15 protein-coding genes are annotated in these 19,229 nt (G+C 71.1%); 13 read left to right on the top strand and 2 right to left on the bottom strand.

All coding sequences use genetic code 11. From position 1 onward, the window contains the following. Positions 1-690 precede the first annotated feature (690 nt). From MHW47_RS01415 to MHW47_RS01380, 8 genes are all read left to right on the top strand, one after another. Positions 691-1,419, top strand: a complete 729-nt coding sequence (locus MHW47_RS01415) for a trans-aconitate 2-methyltransferase (RefSeq protein WP_239220725.1) — start codon at positions 691-693, stop codon at positions 1,417-1,419. A 10-nt stretch (positions 1,420-1,429) separates the two neighbouring features. Continuing rightward, entirely contained in the window at positions 1,430-2,716 is a 1,287-nt protein-coding gene (locus MHW47_RS01410) for a peptide ligase PGM1-related protein (protein WP_239220724.1), read from the top strand. Positions 2,717-2,720: 4 nt separating this feature from the next. Then, positions 2,721-3,335, top strand: a complete 615-nt coding sequence (locus MHW47_RS01405; protein WP_239220723.1) for an SET domain-containing protein — start codon at positions 2,721-2,723, stop codon at positions 3,333-3,335. Between the two features lie 102 nt (positions 3,336-3,437). After that, positions 3,438-4,841: a KamA family radical SAM protein gene (locus MHW47_RS01400; RefSeq protein ID WP_239220722.1), complete on the top strand. Its 1,404-nt coding sequence runs from the start codon at positions 3,438-3,440 to the stop codon at positions 4,839-4,841. Positions 4,842-4,980: 139 nt separating this feature from the next. Further along, positions 4,981-6,303 carry a lysine N(6)-hydroxylase/L-ornithine N(5)-oxygenase family protein gene (locus tag MHW47_RS01395; protein ID WP_239220721.1) on the top strand — a complete coding sequence of 441 codons (1,323 nt, stop codon included), beginning with the start codon at positions 4,981-4,983 and terminating at the stop codon, positions 6,301-6,303. Beyond that, the gene (locus MHW47_RS01390; protein ID WP_239220720.1) at positions 6,300-7,382 is read left to right on the top strand and encodes an FAD-binding oxidoreductase; all 1,083 of its coding nucleotides are present in this window, start codon (positions 6,300-6,302) and stop codon (positions 7,380-7,382) included. Before MHW47_RS01395 ends, MHW47_RS01390 begins: the two co-directional genes overlap by 4 nt. Further along, complete coding sequence (locus tag MHW47_RS01385; protein ID WP_239220719.1) at positions 7,379-9,388, top strand: class I tRNA ligase family protein; 2,010 nt, start codon at positions 7,379-7,381, stop codon at positions 9,386-9,388. Before MHW47_RS01390 ends, MHW47_RS01385 begins: the two co-directional genes overlap by 4 nt. A 221-nt stretch (positions 9,389-9,609) precedes the next feature. Beyond that, positions 9,610-9,900 carry a hypothetical protein gene (locus MHW47_RS01380; protein WP_239220718.1) on the top strand — a complete coding sequence of 97 codons (291 nt, stop codon included), beginning with the start codon at positions 9,610-9,612 and terminating at the stop codon, positions 9,898-9,900. 84 nt (positions 9,901-9,984) lie between these two features. On the opposite strand, the gene MHW47_RS01375 is transcribed toward MHW47_RS01380, so the two are convergent. Both MHW47_RS01375 and MHW47_RS01370 read right to left on the bottom strand, forming a co-directional pair. Beyond that, positions 9,985-10,869 carry a fructosamine kinase family protein gene (locus MHW47_RS01375; protein WP_239220717.1) on the bottom strand — a complete coding sequence of 295 codons (885 nt, stop codon included), beginning with the start codon at positions 10,867-10,869 and terminating at the stop codon, positions 9,985-9,987. A gap of 58 nt (positions 10,870-10,927) precedes the next feature. After that, positions 10,928-12,463 (bottom strand): xylan 1,4-beta-xylosidase, encoded by a 1,536-nt coding sequence (locus tag MHW47_RS01370; protein ID WP_239220716.1) that lies wholly within the window; start codon positions 12,461-12,463, stop codon positions 10,928-10,930. 217 nt (positions 12,464-12,680) lie between these two features. Between MHW47_RS01370 and MHW47_RS01365 the strand changes: the two genes are divergently transcribed. Genes MHW47_RS01365 through MHW47_RS01345 form a run of 5 tightly spaced genes read left to right on the top strand, consistent with a single transcriptional unit; the run spans position 12,681 to position 19,208 of the window. Next, on the top strand, positions 12,681-13,970 hold the full coding sequence (locus MHW47_RS01365) for an ABC transporter substrate-binding protein (RefSeq protein WP_239220715.1): 1,290 nt from the start codon (positions 12,681-12,683) through the stop codon (positions 13,968-13,970). A gap of 10 nt (positions 13,971-13,980) precedes the next feature. Next, on the top strand, positions 13,981-15,006 hold the full coding sequence (locus tag MHW47_RS01360; RefSeq protein WP_239220714.1) for a carbohydrate ABC transporter permease: 1,026 nt from the start codon (positions 13,981-13,983) through the stop codon (positions 15,004-15,006). Next, the gene (locus tag MHW47_RS01355) at positions 15,006-15,899 is read left to right on the top strand and encodes a carbohydrate ABC transporter permease (RefSeq protein ID WP_239220713.1); all 894 of its coding nucleotides are present in this window, start codon (positions 15,006-15,008) and stop codon (positions 15,897-15,899) included. Before MHW47_RS01360 ends, MHW47_RS01355 begins: the two co-directional genes overlap by 1 nt. A 58-nt stretch (positions 15,900-15,957) precedes the next feature. Then, positions 15,958-17,457 (top strand): alpha-N-arabinofuranosidase, encoded by a 1,500-nt coding sequence (locus MHW47_RS01350; RefSeq protein WP_239220712.1) that lies wholly within the window; start codon positions 15,958-15,960, stop codon positions 17,455-17,457. Then, the gene (locus MHW47_RS01345; RefSeq protein ID WP_239220711.1) at positions 17,454-19,208 is read left to right on the top strand and encodes a CocE/NonD family hydrolase; all 1,755 of its coding nucleotides are present in this window, start codon (positions 17,454-17,456) and stop codon (positions 19,206-19,208) included. Before MHW47_RS01350 ends, MHW47_RS01345 begins: the two co-directional genes overlap by 4 nt. Positions 19,209-19,229 lie beyond the last annotated feature (21 nt).

Here is a 19,229-nt window from a genome sequence, read left to right as displayed (position 1 = left end):
ACGTCACTGCGCGGCCACCTGGCAGACCCATTCCGGACACCGCGAAGAAGGCTGCCGTCGGCCGTAGGCGGATGGTGGCTGAAACTAGGTCGGCCGACCCTCATATCCCGCCTGTTCCCAGCGGATCTTCATTACGGCCGGGACAGGTTCGACCAGGGGTTTCCATGGTGCCCTTCGGCTGGGACGGGGTCGAGTGACCGCTGTTTTTCCGCCTGACATGATTGCCACGATTCCACGGCAGCGCATGCTGTGACAAGATGCCGTTACGAGAACCCCAGGCATGTGTCAGGAGCCAACTCCACAATGTTTCTCCACCCCCCACTGAGACACCCGGCCGGACTCGCGTCCCGTTGAACACGGGCTGCCCTCCAGCAATCATTCAAGGCTGAGTTCAGTGACGCTCTCGCCCTGCGCTGCACCGAACTCCGAAGCCCTTCACAGGTGACGTCGGCCCAACTGCCGAAAGGCGTACGTCCGGCGTTGCCCTCACGGTGAGTGCACCGTTTTCGCACCCACTTATCGAAAGCGTGCGCCTTCTTCGGCATGCGCTTTTCCGAGTCGTTGTGCATCCCATTCCGCGCGGGTCCGGCATACCTTCCGCGGCATGTTTCCGGACGCCGTACCGCTCTCGGAACGGCTTTTTGATCCGCGAACCGAACGATTTCCCACTCCCGGCGAAAGGAACGCGGCGTGACCGTACAGCAGGACTGGCAGGAAGAGGACTCCAGCGACTTCGTCGAGTTCGGCGAGTACTTCGTGCCCGACCGGAAGACCCAGATGGACACGATCACCTCGCTGATTCCCGAGCCCGGGGGGCCGGCCGAGATGCTGGACCTCTGCTGCGGTCAGGGACGGCTCAGCGAGGCGCTGCTCGCGGCGTTCCCCCGGGCGAACGTGGTGGGCCTGGATCTCAGCCCCACCATGCTGGGCACCGCGGCGAAGGACCTGGCCGGGTACGGGGACCGCTTCCGTACCGAGCGGTTCGACCTGGCGGACAAGGACTGGCGGCAGCGGGCACAGGCTCCCGCGGCGGTGGTCTCCTCGCTGGCCGTCCACCACCTGGACGGCGACGGGAAGCAGGATCTCTTCCGTGACGTGTTCGCCATGCTGCGGCCGGGCGGGGTCCTGCTCATCGCGGATCTGGTCCAGCCGGTCGCGCCGCGGGGCGTGGCACTCGCGCGCCGCATGTGGAACGAGGCCGTGCGCGAGCAGAGCATCGCCGGGACCGGCGGCACGGAGGCGTACGAGAAGTTCCACGCGCTGGAGTGGAGTTGCTTCGAGTACCCGGACGAGCTGGACAAGCCCTCCCCGCTCTTCGACCAGCTGGGATGGCTCCGCGACGCGGGATTCACCGAGGTCGACGCCTACTGGATGAGGGCGGGCCATGCCATCTACGGCGGTGTGAAGCCCGGTGAGTGAGGAGAGCGGTATGCGGCGCGACTACCCCTTGATGGTCTTCGGCAACCTCGTCAACGAGCTGATGGTCACCGTCCCGGTGCACCGTCATGCCGACGCCCTGGTCGCCGTCTCCCCGCGCAAGATATGGCTGACCCGGCCGGGCGACGTGCTGGTGATCCCCAGGCCCATGTCGTCGCCGCTGCGCGACTACGCCTGCGAGGTGCTCGGGTTCTCCCCGGACGACGTCACCGTGGTGGAGGCGCCCGCGGACGGCCTGGTGACCCTGACGGAAGCGGTTCGCCGCAACGGTGTGGCGGACCGGTTGCGGGCCGAGGCGAAGAAACGTTCCGGCATACGGTTCCAGCCGTTCGCCCAGGACCGTCCGGCTCTCGCGGCCGCGGCGGAGATCGGCGTCCCGCTCGAGGGGTACGCCGGCGACGGCCCGCCGGCCGCGGCCGTGGACGCGGTCTACCGGATCAACACCAAGGGCGGGTTCCGGGAGCTGGCGGGTGAGCTGGGCATCCGGGTCGCCCACGGCTTCGCCTGCGCCACCCCGGAAGAGCTGACCGCGGCGCTGGGGAAGGTGCTGGCGGACCGCGGCGCGGCCGTCGTCAAGCCGGCCCGGGGATCCAACGGGTACGGCGTCCGCTTCTGGGAGGCCGCCGAACTGCCCGCGCTCGACGCCGAGGTGAGCGCGTACCTCGCGTCGGTCGCCGAGCAGCCGCCGGGCTGGGTCGTCGAGGAACGCCTCGACTTCGCCCGCGTCGTGACGGTGGAGATGGAGGTCGCGGACGCCGGCCCGCGGGTGATGCACGTGGGCGAGATGCGCACGCCCAACGGCAGCTTCAGCGGTCAGGTGACCCCCCTGGTGGCCAGTTCCTCCGCGACGGACGAACTCGTGGAAGCCGGTCTCGCCCTGGGCCGGCACCTGTACGAGGCCGGGTACCGCGGCCCGTTCGACATCGACGGAGGCATCACCGCGGCCGGTGTCCTCTACTCGACCGAGAGCAACGTCCGCAAGACGGGATGCACCTACCTGGACCTGCTGGTCCGGCGGCTGCTGGGCGAGGAGCGGGCGGCGCGGGCCGTCTGGGTCGCCGACTCCCGGGTGGGAGGAGTGGAACGGGACTTCGCGGCCGGACTCGCGCGCGTCCGGCGAGCGGGCCTGGACTTCACGCCGGGAGCCACCGAGGGCGTCGTGCTGACCTCCGACACGCTCGCCTTCGACGGCAAGTGGCGCTACCTCGTCCTCGGCACCAGCCACAGCGGGGTCGACGCGCTGGAAGCCCGCCTCGCCGACGTGCTCGGTCTGGTGTGACGCCATGCTGACCCAGGGCATCGACGTCCGCCCCAGCCGCACGCACAACGTCGGGCTGTTCGCGACCGAGGCGCTTCCCACCGGGACGGTGATCTGGCTCCCGTGCACCAAGTGCTCACGGTGGTCCAAGGAGGAGGTGGCGGACCTGCCCCCCGCCCGTTTCCGGACGCTCGACACCTACGGGCATCTGCTGACGGACGGCAGTCTGCTCCTGCCGTGCCTGGGTGCCTACCTGATGAACCACTCCTGCGAGGCCAACGTCCTCGACCTGGGGCTCGACTTCGGCCTGGCCGTCCGGGACATCGCTCCCGGTGAGGAGATCACCTGCGACTACGCCACCTTCGTCGAGGACGGCGGGTGGAGCATGGAGTGCCGCTGCGGCAGCCCCCGCTGCCGTGGCCGGGTCACCACCGAACAAGGCGTCGACCCGGGCCTCCGGCGGATCTGGCGCACACGGATCGACGCGGCGCTGCCCAGGGTCGCCGGCGTCGAACAACCCCTCCGGGACGTCCTGGAGGAACTGAGCGAACCCTACCGCCGGCTCCTCGGCGGGAAGACCGAACTCCAGCAGGTCTCCACCGGCGCGAGCGTGTGCGCGCCCGCCTTCGTCACCGGATGACGAACCGTGCGGTGCGCGACGCGCTCCGAGCCGGGTCCGGCGCGGCGGCCCGGCCGCCGCGGCCCGGGCCCGGAGCCGGGTGGAGCCAAGCGAGAGGAAGGCATGTCCGACAGCGTGCAGCAGCCCTACTCGTACCGATTCCGCGAGGCCCGGGAACCCGATCCCCACCGGTTACCGGGGTGGCGTGACGTCACCTCGCAGGAGTGGAACTCCGTCCAGTGGCAGCGTGCGCACTGCGTGAAGAACATCCGCCAGTTGCGCGCCGTGACCGGAAATCTCCTGGACGACTCCTTCTTCGCCGACCTCGACCGCGACCAGCGGGAACGTGCCACGATGTCCCTGCTCATCACCCCGCACATGATCAACACCATGGCCCCCGACACGCCACCGCGCGGGCCCGGGAGTCTGACCGACGCCTTCTACGCGGATCCCGTGCGCCGGTACATGCTGCCCGTCCACTCCGACCGGCGTACCGACTTCCCTTCCCATCCGTACGCCGAACGGGACTCCCTCCACGAACGCGACATGTGGGCCGTGGAGGGCCTCACCCACCGCTACCCGACCAAGGTGCTGGCCGAACTGGTGGCCACCTGCCCCCAGTACTGCGGGCACTGCACCCGGATGGACCTGGTCGGCAACTCGACGCCGTCGGTCACCAAGACGCGCTTCGTCCTCGCGCCCCAGGCGCGGCTCCAGGCCATGATCGACTACCTGCGCAAGACCCCGACCGTGCGGGACGTCGTCGTCTCCGGCGGAGACCTCGCCAACGTCCCCTGGCCCCGTGTCGAGGCGTTCGTGGCAGCGCTGCTGGACGTCGGGTCCGTCCGTGACATACGCCTGGCGAGCAAGGGCCTGATCGGGCTGCCGCAGCACTGGATGGACGGCCGCGTACTGGCCGGCATCGAGAGGCTGACGGCGACGGCACGCTCGCGGGGCGTACAGATCGCCCTGCACACCCATGCCAACGCGGCGCAGCAGGTCACCACGAGCGTGTCCCGCGCCTCCCGGCTGCTGATGGAGGCCGGCCTGCGCGATGTGCGCAACCAGGGAGTCCTCCTGCGCACGGTGAACGACACCTCGGCCGCGCTGCTCGACCTGTGCTTCGCCCTGCTCGATTCCGCGGGGATCATTCCGTACTACTTCTACATGTGCGACATGATCCCGCACAGTGAGCACTGGCGGACCTCCGTGGTGGAGGCACAGGAGCTCCAGCACGCGATCATGGGATACCTGCCCGGGTTCGCGACGCCGCGCATCGTCTGCGACGTCCCCATGGTGGGCAAGCGCTGGGTCCATCAGCTCTCCGACTACGACCGGCTGCGAGGTATCTCGTACTGGTCCAAGAACTACCGCACCGCTCTGGACCAGGGGCACCCGGACGATCTCGCCCAGCTGCACGAGTACTACGACCCCATCTACACGCTTCCGGCGGACGGACAGAAGTGGTGGAGGTCGCACGTTCCGGGCGAGTCCTCTCCCGAGTCCAGCTGCCCTGCGGCCCGGTGAGGACCCGCGCCGCGGGGATGTGTCAGACACCCTCCTGGGGGTCGTCGTGCGGCCCGGGTCCGAGGAGAAGCACCTGCTGTCCTGAGTCCGGCCCGGGCCGGTATCCATCCACCGACGCTCGCGAAAGAGAGGTCCAGACATGGGTCACGACAGTCCCGGCGGCCCCCCGGCGCACTACCGGTGCGTCGGCGTGGGGGCGGGACCGGCGAACCTGAGCCTGGCGTCGCTCCTCCACGACGACCCCGCCGTGTCCAACCTGTTCCTCGACCGGAAGGAGGCCTTCGAGTGGCATGACGGGCAGCAGATTCCCGGAACGTCCCTCCAGGTCTCGCTCTTCAAGGATCTGGTGAGCCTCGCCGACCCGACCAACCCCTTCTCGTTCCTCGCCTACCTGCACGACCAGGGACGCGTCTACCACTTCCTCAACGCGCAGTTCTCCAGCCTGCCACGGCAGGAGTTCCGCAACTACCTCGCCTGGGCCTGCGAGCGCAACCGGAACCTGGTCTTCGGAGAGGACGTCCGGGAGATCGGGTTCGACGGCGTCTTCCGCGTCCGCACCGGCCGCCGCACCGTGACGGCCGACAACATCGTGGTCGGCGTGGGGAGCCGTCCGTTCCTGCCGCCCCAGGCGCAGGCGTCCATCGGGCCCACCAGCTTCCACGTCAGCCAGTTCCTGGACAGGGCGCGGGACCTGGGCGACAAGCGGGTCGTCGTGGTCGGCGGCGGCCAGTCCGGTGCGGAGGCGTTCCTGGACCTGGTGTCGCGGTCGGGTGCGGAACTGCCGCGCCGGGTGTGCTGGATCTCGCGGCGACGGAATTACTCCCCCATGGACGACTCGCCGTTCACCAACGACTTCTACATGCCGTGCCACTCGGACTACTTCTACGGGCTGCCGTCCGAGACCCGCCGGGAGTTCAACGAACGCCATGTGCTCAGCAGCGACGGGATCTCCGAGGAGACGCTGCGGGCGATCTACCAGAAGCTGTACCTGCACAGGTTCATCGGCGGCCTGCCCGACCTGGTCGGCCTGTACCCCCACCGCGAGGTCACGCTGGTGCACCGCGGCATCGGGGACACCTGGGTGGTGACGGCCCGGCACAACGACCACCCCCGCGAGATCGAGCAGCACGAGGCCGACGTCGTCATCTGGGCGACGGGGTTCAGGCCCGCGCCGATGGACTTCCTCGCACCTCTCGCCGACCGGTTGGAGCTGGAGGACGGCGAACCCCGGGTGGATCAGGACTTCGCCGTGGAGTGGGACGGCCCGCCGGGTCGCGACATCTTCGTCCAGAACGCCGCCCGGCAGCAGCGCGGCCTGGCGGACCCCAATCTCAGCCTGAACGCCTGGCGCAGCCAGCGCATCGCCGACCGCCTCCGCGGCGTACGCAGCAACGACCAGCTCGCGTCCTTCATCGAGTGGTCGTCCAAGACCGCCGTGAAGCCCCCGTGGCCGGCCGCATGAGCGCCGGAACGCGTACCGACGTCGACGTCGCGGTCGTCGGTGCCGGTGTGATCGGCTCCGTGACCGTTCGGGAGATCCTGGCGCGCCATCCCGGCGCCTCGGTCATGGTCCTGGACCGGGACACCGTCGCCTCCGGTGCCACCCGGCGCTCGGCGGGCCTGCACTTCCCCCGGGGCAGGACCGAGCGGGTGCGCCGCATGTCCGCCCACAGCCAGGACTACTACGGGAGGCTGCTGGAGGAGTGCCCCGGGGCGCCCATCCGCCCCCTGCCGACGACGGTGATAGCCGCCGAGAGCGGGGAGCGGGCGCTGCGCGAGGCGCACCTCGACAGTGCCGGCCTGCGGCGCGTCCCGCGTGCCCCGCACGACTGGGTGCGCACCCCCGACGGCTGCGCGGCGTGGCAGGTGGACGGCTGCCAGTACGCGGACGTCACCCGCCTCACCCACTTCCTCGTACGCGGGCTGCGCGAGCGGATCGCCCTGCGCGAGGGCGTACGGGTCACCGGCGTCCGGCCCCGGAAGGCTGTGGTGGAGCTGGAGTTGGGCAACGGCGAGACCGTCTCGGCCGGCCGCGTCGTGCTCGCCCCGGGCCCCTGGCTCGGCGTTCCCGCCTGGCAGGACCTCGTCGCGCCGTTGGGCGTCCGGGTGAAGAAGGTCGTGGCGATGCACGTCGACGTGCGGCCGGAGAAGGACGACCACGCCGTCGTCTTCTACGACGAGGACGCCTTCCTGCTGCCTCTGCACGACCGCGGGCACTGGCTGTTCAGCTACACGTGCCGGGAGTGGGACGTCGATCCGGACACCGTCGCCACCGGGATCTCGCCGGAGAACCTCCGGGAGGCGCGGGCGCTCCTCGCCCGGTACGCGCCCGAGCTGGTGTCCCGGTGTGCCTCCGGCCGGGTCTTCTGCGACGCCTACAGCCCCACCGGGGAGCCCGTGGTGGCGGCGCTCGACACCCACCGCCGGGTGATCTTCGCAGGCGCGGCCAACGGCTCGGGCTACCGGCTCGCTCCCGCGATGGCCTCCGAGGCCGTCGGCCTGCTTTCCCCCACCCTCCACGCGACAGGGAACCAGACGTGATCATCAACAGGTACGACCGCAGCGCGCTGCACGAGGCGTTCGGCATCGGGATGAGCGGCATCGACGGGCTGGGCGTCGGCGCCGGGTGGGGCCGGGTGGCCCCGGGCCGCAGTTCCCGGAGCCACCGCCACGACGAGACCGAGTGCTTCGTCATCGTCGCCGGTCGCGGCGACCTGCTGGTCGACGGCGAGCGCCACGGTGTGGAGCCCGGCACCGTAGCCGTCTTCGAACCGTTCGAGTCCCATGTGCTGGAGAACACCGGGGACACGGACCTGGTGTTCCTCACCCAGTACTGGCGGGACGCCGACCGGGCGCTGAAGTCCGCCGTCTCCTCGGAACGCGGGGCCACCGGGGATCGTCCGGTCTTCGTCTTCTCGACCCCGCCCACGCCCAACGGGGACCTGCACCTCGGTCATCTCTCCGGGCCCTACCTCGGCGCCGACGCGTACGTGCGCTTCCAGCGGATGAACGGCGCCCGGGTTTGGCACCTGACGGGCAGCGACGACTATCAGAGCTATGTGGTGTCGGCCGGCCGCAAGGAGGGGCGCGGGCCCGCCGAGACGGCGGCCCACTACAGTGCCGAGATCGCCGAGACGCTCCGGCTCATGGACATTCCGCTCGACCAGTACACGGTGACGAGTACGAGTGAGTCCTACTCCGAGGGCCTTCGCGCGTACTTCTCCGGCCTGGTCGGCTCCGGATCGGTGGTCCCGGCGGAGGGCGAGGCGCTCGTCGACGCCGAGACGGGCGGCTACCTCTACGAGGGCGACGTCAGCGGTGGCTGCCCGCACTGCCGGGCGGGCACCGGAGGGAACATCTGCGAGGAGTGCGGTGAGCCCAACCTGGTCACCGACCTGACGGACCCCGCGTCGGCGCGGTCCGGGGCCGCCCCCGGGCGCGCCACCCTGCGCAGGTACTCCCTGCCTCTGCACGAGTTCCGCGAGACCGTGCGCGAGCACCACCGGCTGGGCCGCGTACCCGCACGGCTGCGGGAGCTGGCGCACCGGGTGTTCGACCGACCGCGTCTGGACCTCCCGGTCACCCATCCCTCTCCGTGGGGTGTGCCGCCGGCGGAGGACGGTGTCGACGGTCAGGTCATCTGGGTGTGGCCCGAGATGTCCTACGGGTTCCTGCACGGCGTCGAGACCCTGGGACGGCGGTTGGGTGAGCCGTGGCGGGCGCTGGAGCCGCAGCCGGACTGGAAGATCGTCCACTTCTTCGGCTACGACAACAGCTTCTACCACGGTGTGCTCTACCCGGTGCTCTACAAGCTCGCGTTCCCGGGGTGGAGTCCGGACATCGACTACCACGTCAACGAGTTCTACTCGCTGGACGGCGGCAAGTTCTCCACCAGCCGCCGGCACGCCGTGTGGGGCAAGGAGATCCTCGGGCCCGACAGTGTGGACGCGGTGCGCTGGTTCCTGTCGAGCACCCGCCCGGAAGGAGCGCGCACCGACTTCACTCACGACGCCTACGAGGCGGCGCTGCACGACGTCCTCATCGGTACCTGGCAGAAGTGGCTCACCGGCCTCGGCGAACGGGTGGTCGAGCACTACGACGGCACCGCCCCGGACGCGGGGAACTGGACGCCCGAGCACTGGGCCTTCCTCGGCCGGCTGGGCTCGCGGCTGGCCGCGCTCACCGGGAGCCTGCGGCCGGACGGGTTCTCGCTGCGCCGGGCGGCCGCCGAACTCGACGGCATGGTCCGGGACGTGGTGCGTTTCAGCGCGGCGGAGAGGCTGGTCGCGGGCACCGCCGACTGGCACGACGAAACCCGCACCGCCGTCGCCCTGGAGCTGGCGGCGGCCCGGCTGCTGGCCTCGGGGGCCGCTCCGGTGATGCCCCGCTTCGCCGCACGGCTGTCGGCCGCGCTCGACCTCCCGGAGCCCACCACGTGGCCCTGGACGGTGGAACTCCTCGCCCCGGGGTCGAAGGTCCGGCTCGCGTCGGCCGTGTTCTTCCGGCCCACCGCCGAACCGGGCGGTGCGCGTCCTGCCGGGACCTGAGCCGAGGACGGGGCCGGGGCACCGGAACGGAACGGGGGGCGCGGTGCGTGTCTGGCATGATCGGCAGTCCAACGCCGGTGCGGGAGCGGTCCGCAGGGGTTGCGGCACGGCCGGTACGCCGAACGCGTCCCGGCGCACTCCGCCGCTGCCGCCGTTCACGGTGACCCGGTCGACCGGTCGCCGCGTCCGGTGCCGGCACGTCCACTTCGGGGGGAATTCCCATGCGTACGCGCACCGCCGCGGCCTCCGCGGCCGTCGTCCTGCTCACCCTGCTCGGTTCCACCGCCTGCACGGCCTCTTCGGACGACGCGCCGTCCTCGCGCAGTTCGCAGGTCGCGGAGACCGAGGCGGACCAGCGGCGGGCGGCCGGGAGCGAGGCCCCGGTCGATCCCGCGCAGTGTGCGGTCCCCGTCGACGAGATGCCGGAGGGGTGCGAGGTCGAGGTGTCCTTCGCCGCGACCCACGAGGCCGTCCCGGCCGACGGGATGCCGACACCGCCGCCCGGCGAGTAGGCCGCGGCGGCGCTCACGCACCGGGTACCTGTCCCCCGGCGGCGACGCGTGGCGGGCCGACCGGGTGCGCGGCCGCGCAGCGGGTCAGGTGCGGCGCCGGAAGGGGGCCAGTGTCGCGCGTACGTGGTCGGCCGCACCCAGGTCCGGCGTGAACTGGGCGATGACCGCCAGGTGTTGGCGCAGCTGGAGGAGGGGCATCCGGGCACGCCAGCCGGCGTCGAGGCCGGTCAGCTCGGCGTACACCTCGAAGAAGACGTGTGCCTCGGGCGGGGGCGAGGTGGTCCAGAGGTGGGCCAGGTCGACTTCCGCCCAGGTGTACGAGACGGCGGGGTCGATCAGAGCCGGCCGGCCGTCCGGGGTGGCCATCACGTTCAGGGTCCACAGGTCGCCGTGGGTGAGGCAGGCAGGAGCGGCGGGCAGCAGTTCGGGGAGCCGGTCGCACAGTCGCTCCAGTGCCGCCCGGTCCGCGGCGCCGAGTGCCTGCCGGACCCGGGGTTCAGGGAGCCAGCGCAGCAGCCGGTGCCGGGCGAAGAACTCGAATCCGTCGTCGGTCCAGGGGTTGGTCTGGCAGCGGCGGCCCAGCCAGTTGTCGCGGTGCCAGCCGAACCGGGGGTGGCGTGTGGTGGTGTGCAGGCGGGCGACGGCGTGGGCGAGCCTCTCCCAGAACGCGGTGGTCCGCGGCCGGGGGCGCAGCGCCGACAGGACCAGCAGGTCGCGGTCGGCGACGAGGATGTCCGGGGTGGCGACGCCGCCCGTCTCGCGCAGCACGGTGAGGCCCTCGGCCTCCGCGGCGAACACGTCGTCGGGCATGGGCTCGCCGAAGGTCTTGGCGAACACGGATGTGCCGTCGGCGCGGCGCGCGAGGCCCGCGGTCGCGGCGAGACCGCCCGTCACCGGTTCGACCTCGGTGACGTCGGTCAGACCGGACGCGTGCAGCCGCTCCAGCAGGAACGTCGTGGGGTCCGACACGGGGGTGCTCCTCTCTGCCGGCGCCCCGCGCCACGGGGAGCGGGGGTGCGCGGCCGGATCAGTGGGTCGGGGCGTTCCCGGTGTTCAGGCCGAACAGCCGGTCCTCGCTCCACCACGGGGGCGTCTCGTCGGTGACGGGGGTGAGTTCCAGCAGTGTCACCTCGTGGCGGCCCAGGACGACGTCCACCTCGGAGCGTCCGCCGGTGACCGGCACGCCGCGGTGGGAGCGGGCGGGTTCGGCGGCCTCGTGGAGGGCGTCGATCTGGCGGCCGGAGGGGGCGAGGGGGCGGCCCATCTCGCACCAGGCCGCCCACGCGTTGCCGGAGTCCTCGCTCACCGAGCGGCGCCGGAGGTAGGCGGTGCCCCGCGCGTCCGGCGGGCCTGCAGGCAGGGACAGCCGGACGGTGTGCCCGCTGACGGGGGTGCCGCCGGCCGGGTCGGCCGGTGCCCAGGCCAGTACGGTGACGCGTCCGTCGGCGTGCCGGGTGACCAGGTGGTCCTCGCCGCGTGCCAGCACCCGGTCGCCCATCTCGGCCATGAACGCGTAGAGGTGGTACGTCGGCTTTTTGATCTGCCGGTGCGTCAGCAGGCCGAAGCCGCCGTGGAACGGCGCGGTGGGGATGCCGACCTCCTCGAACACGTCGCTGAACGTCCAGTACGAGAAGGAGTCCGCGAGGTCGCCCCCGTTGACCAGGACCGGTGCCAGGTACGCCGCGTGGAAGGCGGTGTCGTGGACGGGGTTGTCCGGCCGGTACGAGGAGTTGAACTCCGTGATGTGCAGCGGCAGCCGGTCGAGTCCGGTGCCCGCGAGCTGCCGCCGGGGGGCCGCGAACTGCTCCAGCAGCGCCGAGGCCGGCATGAGCGTCTGGTGGGCGCCGAAGGGCACGGGCTGGACGGGGCCGGAGGAGTAGGCGTGGCGGCTCACGAAGTCGATCGGCAGATCGCGTCGCCCGACGAACTCGGCGAAGCGCTGTATCCATGCGTCCTCGTAGCCCGGCGCCAGTGAGGGGCCGCCGACCCGGAGTTCCGCGTCGACGTCCTTGACCGCCAGCGAGGTCACCTCGTAGAGCCGGTGGTAGGCGTCCTGGCCGGCGGACCAGAATCCCGTCAGGTTGGGTTCGTTCCACACCTCGATCGGCCAGTCGCGCACCCGGTCGATGCCGTAGCGGTCGACCAGGTGCCGCAGGACGGCCCGGACGAGGTCCGCCCACTCCCTCTCGTCCCGGGGAGGGGTGATGTTGCCCTTCCACCAGAAGACGGTGTCGTCGCCGGAGGCGAGACCGGACGGCATGAACCCGAGTTCGAGGAAGGGCGCGATGCCCTGCTCCAGGTAGGCGTCCACCACCTGGTCGACGTAGGTGAAGGCGTGGCGCACCCGCCGCTCGCCGCCGTGTTCGTACGGCTGGTGGATGCCCATCCCGTCGCTGAGCAGGCCGTGTCCCCGGATGTACCGGAAGCCGATCTCCCGCTGCACGAGGGCCAGTGAGTCCTGGTAGTCGCGCCGCAGCGCGAGGTCCAGCCGGCCGGTGCCGACGCAGTGGCGCCAGGCGTCGGGGAGGGTGGCCGACGGCTGCCGGGGGACGACGATCCGCATCGTGGGATTCCTTCGTGCGACGGGCGGGCCCAGAGACGTACCAGAGGCCGTCCACGGCCGCCCTGATGGACGATAACAATCACGCAACTTGCGAAAAGTATTGGTTGCTGCCCGCTCATTTCAAGCGGTACACCTTGCTCCTGCTTCGGCGACGGCTCGAATAGTTGCGCAAACTTAGCAGCCGTTGGGCCACTGACAACAGATCAGGAGTTCCACCATGACGAGGAGAACCCGCAGTGCGACCGCTGCCGCCGTCGGCATGTGCCTCGCACTCGCCGTCGCGGGCTGCGCCGGCGGTGACGACGGCAGCAGTTCGTCCGGCGGCAAGGGCACGGTGACTCTGTGGACGAACGCGATGGAGGGACGCGGCGCGCAGTACTGGAAGGACGCGGCGAAGGCGTACCACGACCTCCACCCGGACACCACCATCAAGATCCAGTCGGTGCAGAACGAGGATCTCGACGGAAAGCTGCAGAACGCGCTCAACTCGAACTCCGCCCCCGACATCTTCCTGCAGCGCGGCGGCGGCAAGATGCGGGCCATGGCCGAAGCCGGGCAGATCCGGCCGCTGGAGCTGACCGACACCGACCGGGCGAATGTGGGCGAGGCCGCCCTCGAAGGCGTCTCGATCGACGGCAAGGTCTACGCGATGCCGCTCGACACCCAGCCCGAGGGCATCTACTACAGCAAGGACCTGTTCGCCCAGGCCGGCATCTCCACCCCGCCGGCGACGATGGACGAACTCAAGGAGGCCGTCACCAAGCTCAAGGCCATCGGCGTCGCACCCATTGCGGTCGGCGCCAAGGACGCGTGGCCGGCCGCGCACTGGTACTACAACTTCGTCCTGCGCGAGTGCAGCCGGGAGGCCATGGACACGGCCGCCAAGTCGCTGACGTTCAAGGACGCCTGCTGGACCCGGGCCGGCGAGGACCTGGCCGCGCTGCTGAAGGAGAAGCCCTTCCAGAAGGGCTTCCTCACCGCGACCTCCCAGCAGGGCGCCGGGTCCTCGGCCGGCATGATCGCGAACCACAAGGCGGCCATGGAGCTGATGGGGACCTGGAACCCCGGGGTGATCGCCGACCTGACCCCGGGCAAGAAGCCGCTCCCCGACCTGGACTGGTTCCCGTTCCCCGCCGTGCCCGGTGGCAAGGGCGACCCGAGCGCCATCATGGGCGGCGCGGGCGGGTACTCCCTCTCCGACAAGGCCCCCGACGAGGCGCTGGACTTCCTCCGGTTCGTCATCACCAAGGAGCAGCAGGAAGCGTACGCCGGTGCCTTCGACACCGTTCCGGTGAACAAGAAGGCGCAGGGCGTCGTCACCAAGTCCTACAACGTCTCGGCGCTCAAGGCGTTCAACAAGGCCGCCTACTCGATGCAGTTCCTGGACACCGTCTACGGCCAGAACGTCGGCAACGCCATGAACATCGCCGTGGTGAACCTGCTGGCCGGCAAGGGCTCCGCCGCGGACATCGTCAAGGATGTCGAAGCCGCCGCCGAGAAGGGCTGAGTAGGCAGACATGAGCGACACCCTGGGCACTGACCCGGCCGACGGCCGCCAGTCGCAGGGCACGCCCGGAGCCGGGGACGCGGCAGCGTCGGCGCCCCCGGCTCCGCCGCGCGCGGCTGCGCCCCGCCGCCGAGGCCGTGCCAGGACGCGACTCGAGATCGCCGTCCTGTCCGCCCCGGCGATCGTCACGTTCCTCGCGTTCGTGATCCTCCCGGTCGCCCTGGCCGCGTACTACGGCTTCTACCGGTGGAAGGGCTACGGCGATCCCACCGACTGGGTCGGCCTGAACAACTACAAGCTGATCCTCACCGACCCGGCGTTCCACGACGTCCTGTGGCACAACGGCGTGATCCTGCTGCTCTCCCTGGTCCTCCAGGGGCCGGTGGCGATCGCCCTCGCGCTGCTGCTCAACCGGAAGATCCGCGGCCGCTCCGCCATCCGGGTCCTGATCTTCGTGCCGTACATCGTCTCCGAGATCATCGTCGGCATCGGCTGGGGCCTCATCCTGCAGAGCAACGGTGCCGCCAACGACTTGCTGCAGCGCATCGGCCTGGGCTCCCTGGAAGCGGACTGGATCGCCGATCCGGACCTTGCCCTGTGGACCCTGATGGCCATCATCACCTGGAAGTACATCGGCTTCGCGGTGATCCTGATGCTCGCCGGGCTCCAGTCGATCCCCGACGAGATCTTCGAGGCCGCGCAGATCGACGGGGCCTCCTACTGGCAGATCCAGCGCCGCATCACCCTGCCGCTGCTGGCGCCGACGATCCGGATCTGGGCCTTCCTGTCCATCATCGGCTCCCTGCAGCTGTTCGACCTCGTCTACATCATCTGGGGCCCGTACGTGTCGGGTACGACGGGCACCTCGACCATGGCGATCTACATGCTCGCCCAGGGCCGCAACGCGGGCAACTACGGCTACGGCAGCGCCGTGGCGGTGGTCATGTTCCTCATCTCGCTCGTCGTCGCACTCATCTACCAGCGCTTCGTCCTGCGTCGTGATCTCAGGGGCGCCGTCACCGAAGGGACCGTCTGATGAGCGCGGCCACCACCACCCCCGGCACGTCCCCGGCGAAGGAACCGGCGGCGCGCGCCGGCCGGCGCGACACCTCCCTGAAGTGGGGCAGCCCGGTCACCTACTTCATCGCGCTGCTCTTCGTCGGCGTGTGCGTCGCGCCGGTGGGCTACATCGTGCTCGGCGGTTTCCGCACCAACGCGCAGATCACCACCGATCCGGCCGCCCTGCCGGAGCCGTGGGTGATCGGCAACTACACCGGCATCCTCGAATCGTCCGTCTTCTGGGGCGAGTTCGCCAACTCGATGATCGTCGCGCTGACCAGCACCGTGGGCATCGTCGCCCTCGGCCTGATGGTCAGCTATGCGATCGCGCGCTACGACTTCAAGCTCAAGGGCGCGATGTACTCCCTGTTCGCGGCCGGCCTGATGTTCCCCATGGTCATCGCGATCACCCCGCTGTACCTCGTCATCAAGGACCTCGGCCTCGTCGACAACCTGCTCGGGGTGATCATCCCGCAGATCGCGTTCGGCCTGCCGACGACCGTCATCATCCTGGTGCCGTTCCTGCGTGCCATCCCGAATGAGCTGGAGGAGGCCGCCGCGATCGACGGGCTGGGCCGGCTCGGGTTCTTCTTCCGCATGGTGCTGCCGCTGTCGCTGCCCGGCGTGGTCACCGTGGGCATCCTCGGCTTCGTCGGGAGCTGGAACAACTACCTCCTGCCGCTCTACGTCCTCAACTCGCAGGCCAACTACACCCTGCCGCTCGGCGTCCAGGTGTTCTCCTCCCAGTACTCCACGGACACCGCGAAGGTCCTCGCCTTCACCTCGCTCGCCATGCTGCCCGCGCTGATCTTCTTCTCGGTCTTCGAGAAGCGGATCGTCGGCGGCCTCACCGGCGCGGTGAAGGGCTGAGACCGGTACGCCCGGCTCCCCGAACCCGCCGCCGCCCAGCCCTGGAAAGGACGCCGCATTGCCCCGCGCCCACATCGAACTCGACCGGCAGGCCGTCGTCGCGCCCGTCCGGCGCCGCACCTTCGGCTCATTCGTCGAGCACCTCGGCCGCTGCGTGTACACCGGTCTGTACGAGCCGGGCCACCCGAGCGCCAACGAGGACGGGTTCCGCATGGACGTCGTCGCCCTCGTCCGCGAACTCGGCAGCACCACGATCCGCTACCCCGGCGGCAACTTCGTCTCCGGGTTCCGCTGGGAGGACTCGGTCGGCCCGCGCGAAGCACGCCCGGTGCGCCGGGACCTGGCGTGGCGCTCGCTGGAGTCCAACCAGGTCGGCCTCGACGAGTTCGCCAAGTGGCTCAAGCTCACCGACGGCGAACTGATGCTGGCCGTCAACGTGGCGACCCGCGGCATCCTCCCCGCCCTCGACCTGCTCGAATACGCCAATCACCCGTCCGGTACGGCCCTGTCCGACCTGCGCGTCGCCAACGGTGCCGCCGAGCCGCACAACGTACGCATGTGGTGTCTGGGCAACGAGATGGACGGCCCCTGGCAGACCGGATTCATGACCGCGGAGGACTACGGCAAGACGGCCGCCCGCACCGCGGCGGCGATGAAGAGGGCCGACCAGGATCTCGAACTCGTCGTCTGCGGCTCCTCCGGGTCCGCCATGCCGACCTTCGGCGACTGGGAACGCACCGTGCTCGAACACACCTACGACCACGTCGACTATGTGTCGTGCCACGCGTACTACCAGGAGCACGACGGCGACCTCGGCTCCTTCCTCGCCTCGGCCGTCGACATGGACTTCTTCATCGACACCGTCGTCGCGACCGCCGACCACGTCGGGCACAAGAAGCGCTCCAAGAAGAAGATCAACGTCTCCTTCGACGAGTGGAACGTCTGGTACCTCAAGGAACACCAGGAGTCCGAGAAGGTCCCCGCCGAGTGGCGGCACGCCCCCCGGCTCCTGGAGGACACCTACACCGTGGCCGACGCCGTCGTCGTCGGCAACCTGCTGATGACCCTGCTGCGCCGCAGCGACCGCGTCACCTCCGCCTCCCTCGCCCAACTCGTCAACGTGATAGCCCCGATCATGACCGAACCCGGCGGCCCGGCCTGGCGCCAGACGACGTTCTACCCGTTCGCCATCACGAGCCGGCTGGCCTCCGGCGAGGTGATCCGCCCCCTGATCGACACCCCGGTGTACCCGACGGCGCGCTACGGGGACGTGGCCGTCGTCGAGGCGGTCGCCACCGTCGACGAGGACCGCGCCGCGCTCTTCCTCGTCAACCGCGACCGGGCGGAGGCGGCGCAGGTCACCGTGGACGTCCGCGGCCTCGGGTCCACGCGCGTCACCGAGGCCGTGACCCTCGCCGACCCCGACGTGTACGCCAGGAACACCCTCGCGCGACCGGACCGGGTGACCCCCGCCGCGAACACCGGCGCGGCGCTCGACGACGGGCAGCTCACCATCGAACTGCCCCCGACGTCCTGGACGGCGGTCGCCCTGCGATGAGCGACGGCACGCGCGGCGGCGGCCGGCCGGACCCGGTCGCCGAGCGCCGTGAGGTGAGCTGCCCGATGCGCGACGGAACCCGCCTGCGCACCGTCCTGCTCGTTCCGCACGGCCCGGGGCCGTGGCCCGCCCTGCTGACCCGCCACCCCTACGACGTGTCCGGCGAGGAGCGCGACGGGGCGGTCGACGTGGGGCGCCTCGTCTCCGCCGGCTACCTCGTCGCCCTCCAGGACGTACGGGGCCGCTACGGCTCCGAGGGCGTCTTCGACCCGGGGGCGCAGGAGGTGGCCGACGGCGCCGACGCGGTGGCCTGGCTCGCCGCCCGGCCGGAGTGCACCGGCGACGTCGGCATGTGGGGCGCGTCCTACGCCTCCGACACCCAGTTCGCCGCCCTCCTGGGCGGGGCCCCGGCGCTGCGCGCGATCGCCCCCGCGATGACCCCGGCCCTCTCGGCGCTCGACGGATTCCGGTTCCGCGGCGGGGTGCCGGAGTTCGGAAGCACCCTGGCGTGGACGCACTACGCGATCGCGCCGGACCTGATCGAGCGCATCGAACCCGCCGCCGCCCGGGAGGCCGAGCGGCGGCGGTGGGAGGCGACCGACCGGGCACTCACGCGCCCCGGCGCGTTCCGGCCCGGGGCCCCGGGCATCCACCGGGACGCGGAGGCGATCGTCCGGTGGGGGCTGGACCGGCTGCGGGAGCCGCTCGACGCGGCGCGGCACCGCGAGGGGAAGATCGTGGACCGGATCGACGCGGTCGGCGTCCCGGTCCTCCTGACCGGCGGGTGGTTCGACGTCTTCCTCGGCCCGACCCTGGAGCTCCACCGGCGGCTCCTGCGCCGTGCGCGGGAGAGCGGCGGGCCCGTGCCGCGCCTGGTGGTCGGTCCCTGGACGCACCTCGACCTCTCGGGCCGGGCGGCCGGGGCCGACTTCGGGCCGGCCGCGGGCGCCGGGGCGCCCGGCGGCACGGACCTGACCGAGGAGCACCTGCGCTGGTTCGACGCCGCGATGCGCGGGGGCCGGTCGGAGGACCCGCCGGTCCGGGTGTTCCTGATGGGCTCCGACCGCTGGGTCGATCTTACGGAGTTCCCTCCGCCCGGCGCCCGGACGGTGGAGCTGTACCTGAACCCGGCGGGTGTGCTGGCTCCCCTGCCGGGCCCGGCCGGGGAGCGGCGGATGACCAGCGATCCGGCGTGCCCGGTGCCGACGCGCGGCGGTGCGGTCCTGCTCTTCGGGCCGTTCGAGGCGGGGCCCGCCGAGCAGGCGGAGGCCGGGGCACGGCAGGACGTGCTGTCGTGGCGCACCGCGCCGCTCACCGCTCCGCTCACGGTGATGGGTCCGGTGCGTGCCGTCGTCCACCTGGCGACCACGGGCACGGACGCGGACGTGGTCGTGCGGCTGTGCGACGAGCGGCCGGACGGGAGCGGCCGGGTCGTGACCGACGGGGTGCGGCGGGGGTCGGCGCGGTCGGTGGACCCGGTGACGGGCAGGGGCCGGAGACGGCCGCTGGAACCGGGCCGGGACCACGAGTTCGCCGTGGACCTGTGGTCGACGGCCCACACGTTCCTGCCGGGCCATCGGGTGCGCGTGGACATCACGTCGAGTTCGTCCCCCCGCTGGGACGTCGGGGGCAACGTCTTCGACCCCGACGGGGCCGGGGCCGAGCCCGTCACCGCGGAGTACACGGTCCGGTACGGGGCGGACCGGCCGAGCCGGCTCGTCCTCCAGGGGGTCGTGCCCGCGCCGCGCTGACGGAGCCGGGCGGCGGGCCGG

The sequence above is a fragment of the Streptomyces sp. OfavH-34-F genome, assembly GCF_022347745.1.
GTDB lineage: Bacteria > Actinomycetota > Actinomycetes > Streptomycetales > Streptomycetaceae > Streptomyces.
This window is presented reverse-complemented; position numbering and strand designations above follow the sequence as displayed.

Coding starts and splice junctions, on each gene's coding strand:
- MHW47_RS01405 (WP_239220723.1), top strand. CDS start 2,721: ATGCTGACCCAGGGCATCGACGTCCGCCCCAGCCGCACGCACAACGTC.
- MHW47_RS01390 (WP_239220720.1), top strand. CDS start 6,300: ATGAGCGCCGGAACGCGTACCGACGTCGACGTCGCGGTCGTCGGTGCC.
- MHW47_RS01365 (WP_239220715.1), top strand. CDS start 12,681: ATGACGAGGAGAACCCGCAGTGCGACCGCTGCCGCCGTCGGCATGTGC.
- MHW47_RS01355 (WP_239220713.1), top strand. CDS start 15,006: ATGAGCGCGGCCACCACCACCCCCGGCACGTCCCCGGCGAAGGAACCG.
- MHW47_RS01345 (WP_239220711.1), top strand. CDS start 17,454: ATGAGCGACGGCACGCGCGGCGGCGGCCGGCCGGACCCGGTCGCCGAG.
- MHW47_RS01410 (WP_239220724.1), top strand. CDS start 1,430: ATGCGGCGCGACTACCCCTTGATGGTCTTCGGCAACCTCGTCAACGAG.
- MHW47_RS01370 (WP_239220716.1), bottom strand. CDS start 12,463: ATGCGGATCGTCGTCCCCCGGCAGCCGTCGGCCACCCTCCCCGACGCC.
- MHW47_RS01380 (WP_239220718.1), top strand. CDS start 9,610: ATGCGTACGCGCACCGCCGCGGCCTCCGCGGCCGTCGTCCTGCTCACC.
- MHW47_RS01360 (WP_239220714.1), top strand. CDS start 13,981: ATGAGCGACACCCTGGGCACTGACCCGGCCGACGGCCGCCAGTCGCAG.
- MHW47_RS01400 (WP_239220722.1), top strand. CDS start 3,438: ATGTCCGACAGCGTGCAGCAGCCCTACTCGTACCGATTCCGCGAGGCC.
- MHW47_RS01395 (WP_239220721.1), top strand. CDS start 4,981: ATGGGTCACGACAGTCCCGGCGGCCCCCCGGCGCACTACCGGTGCGTC.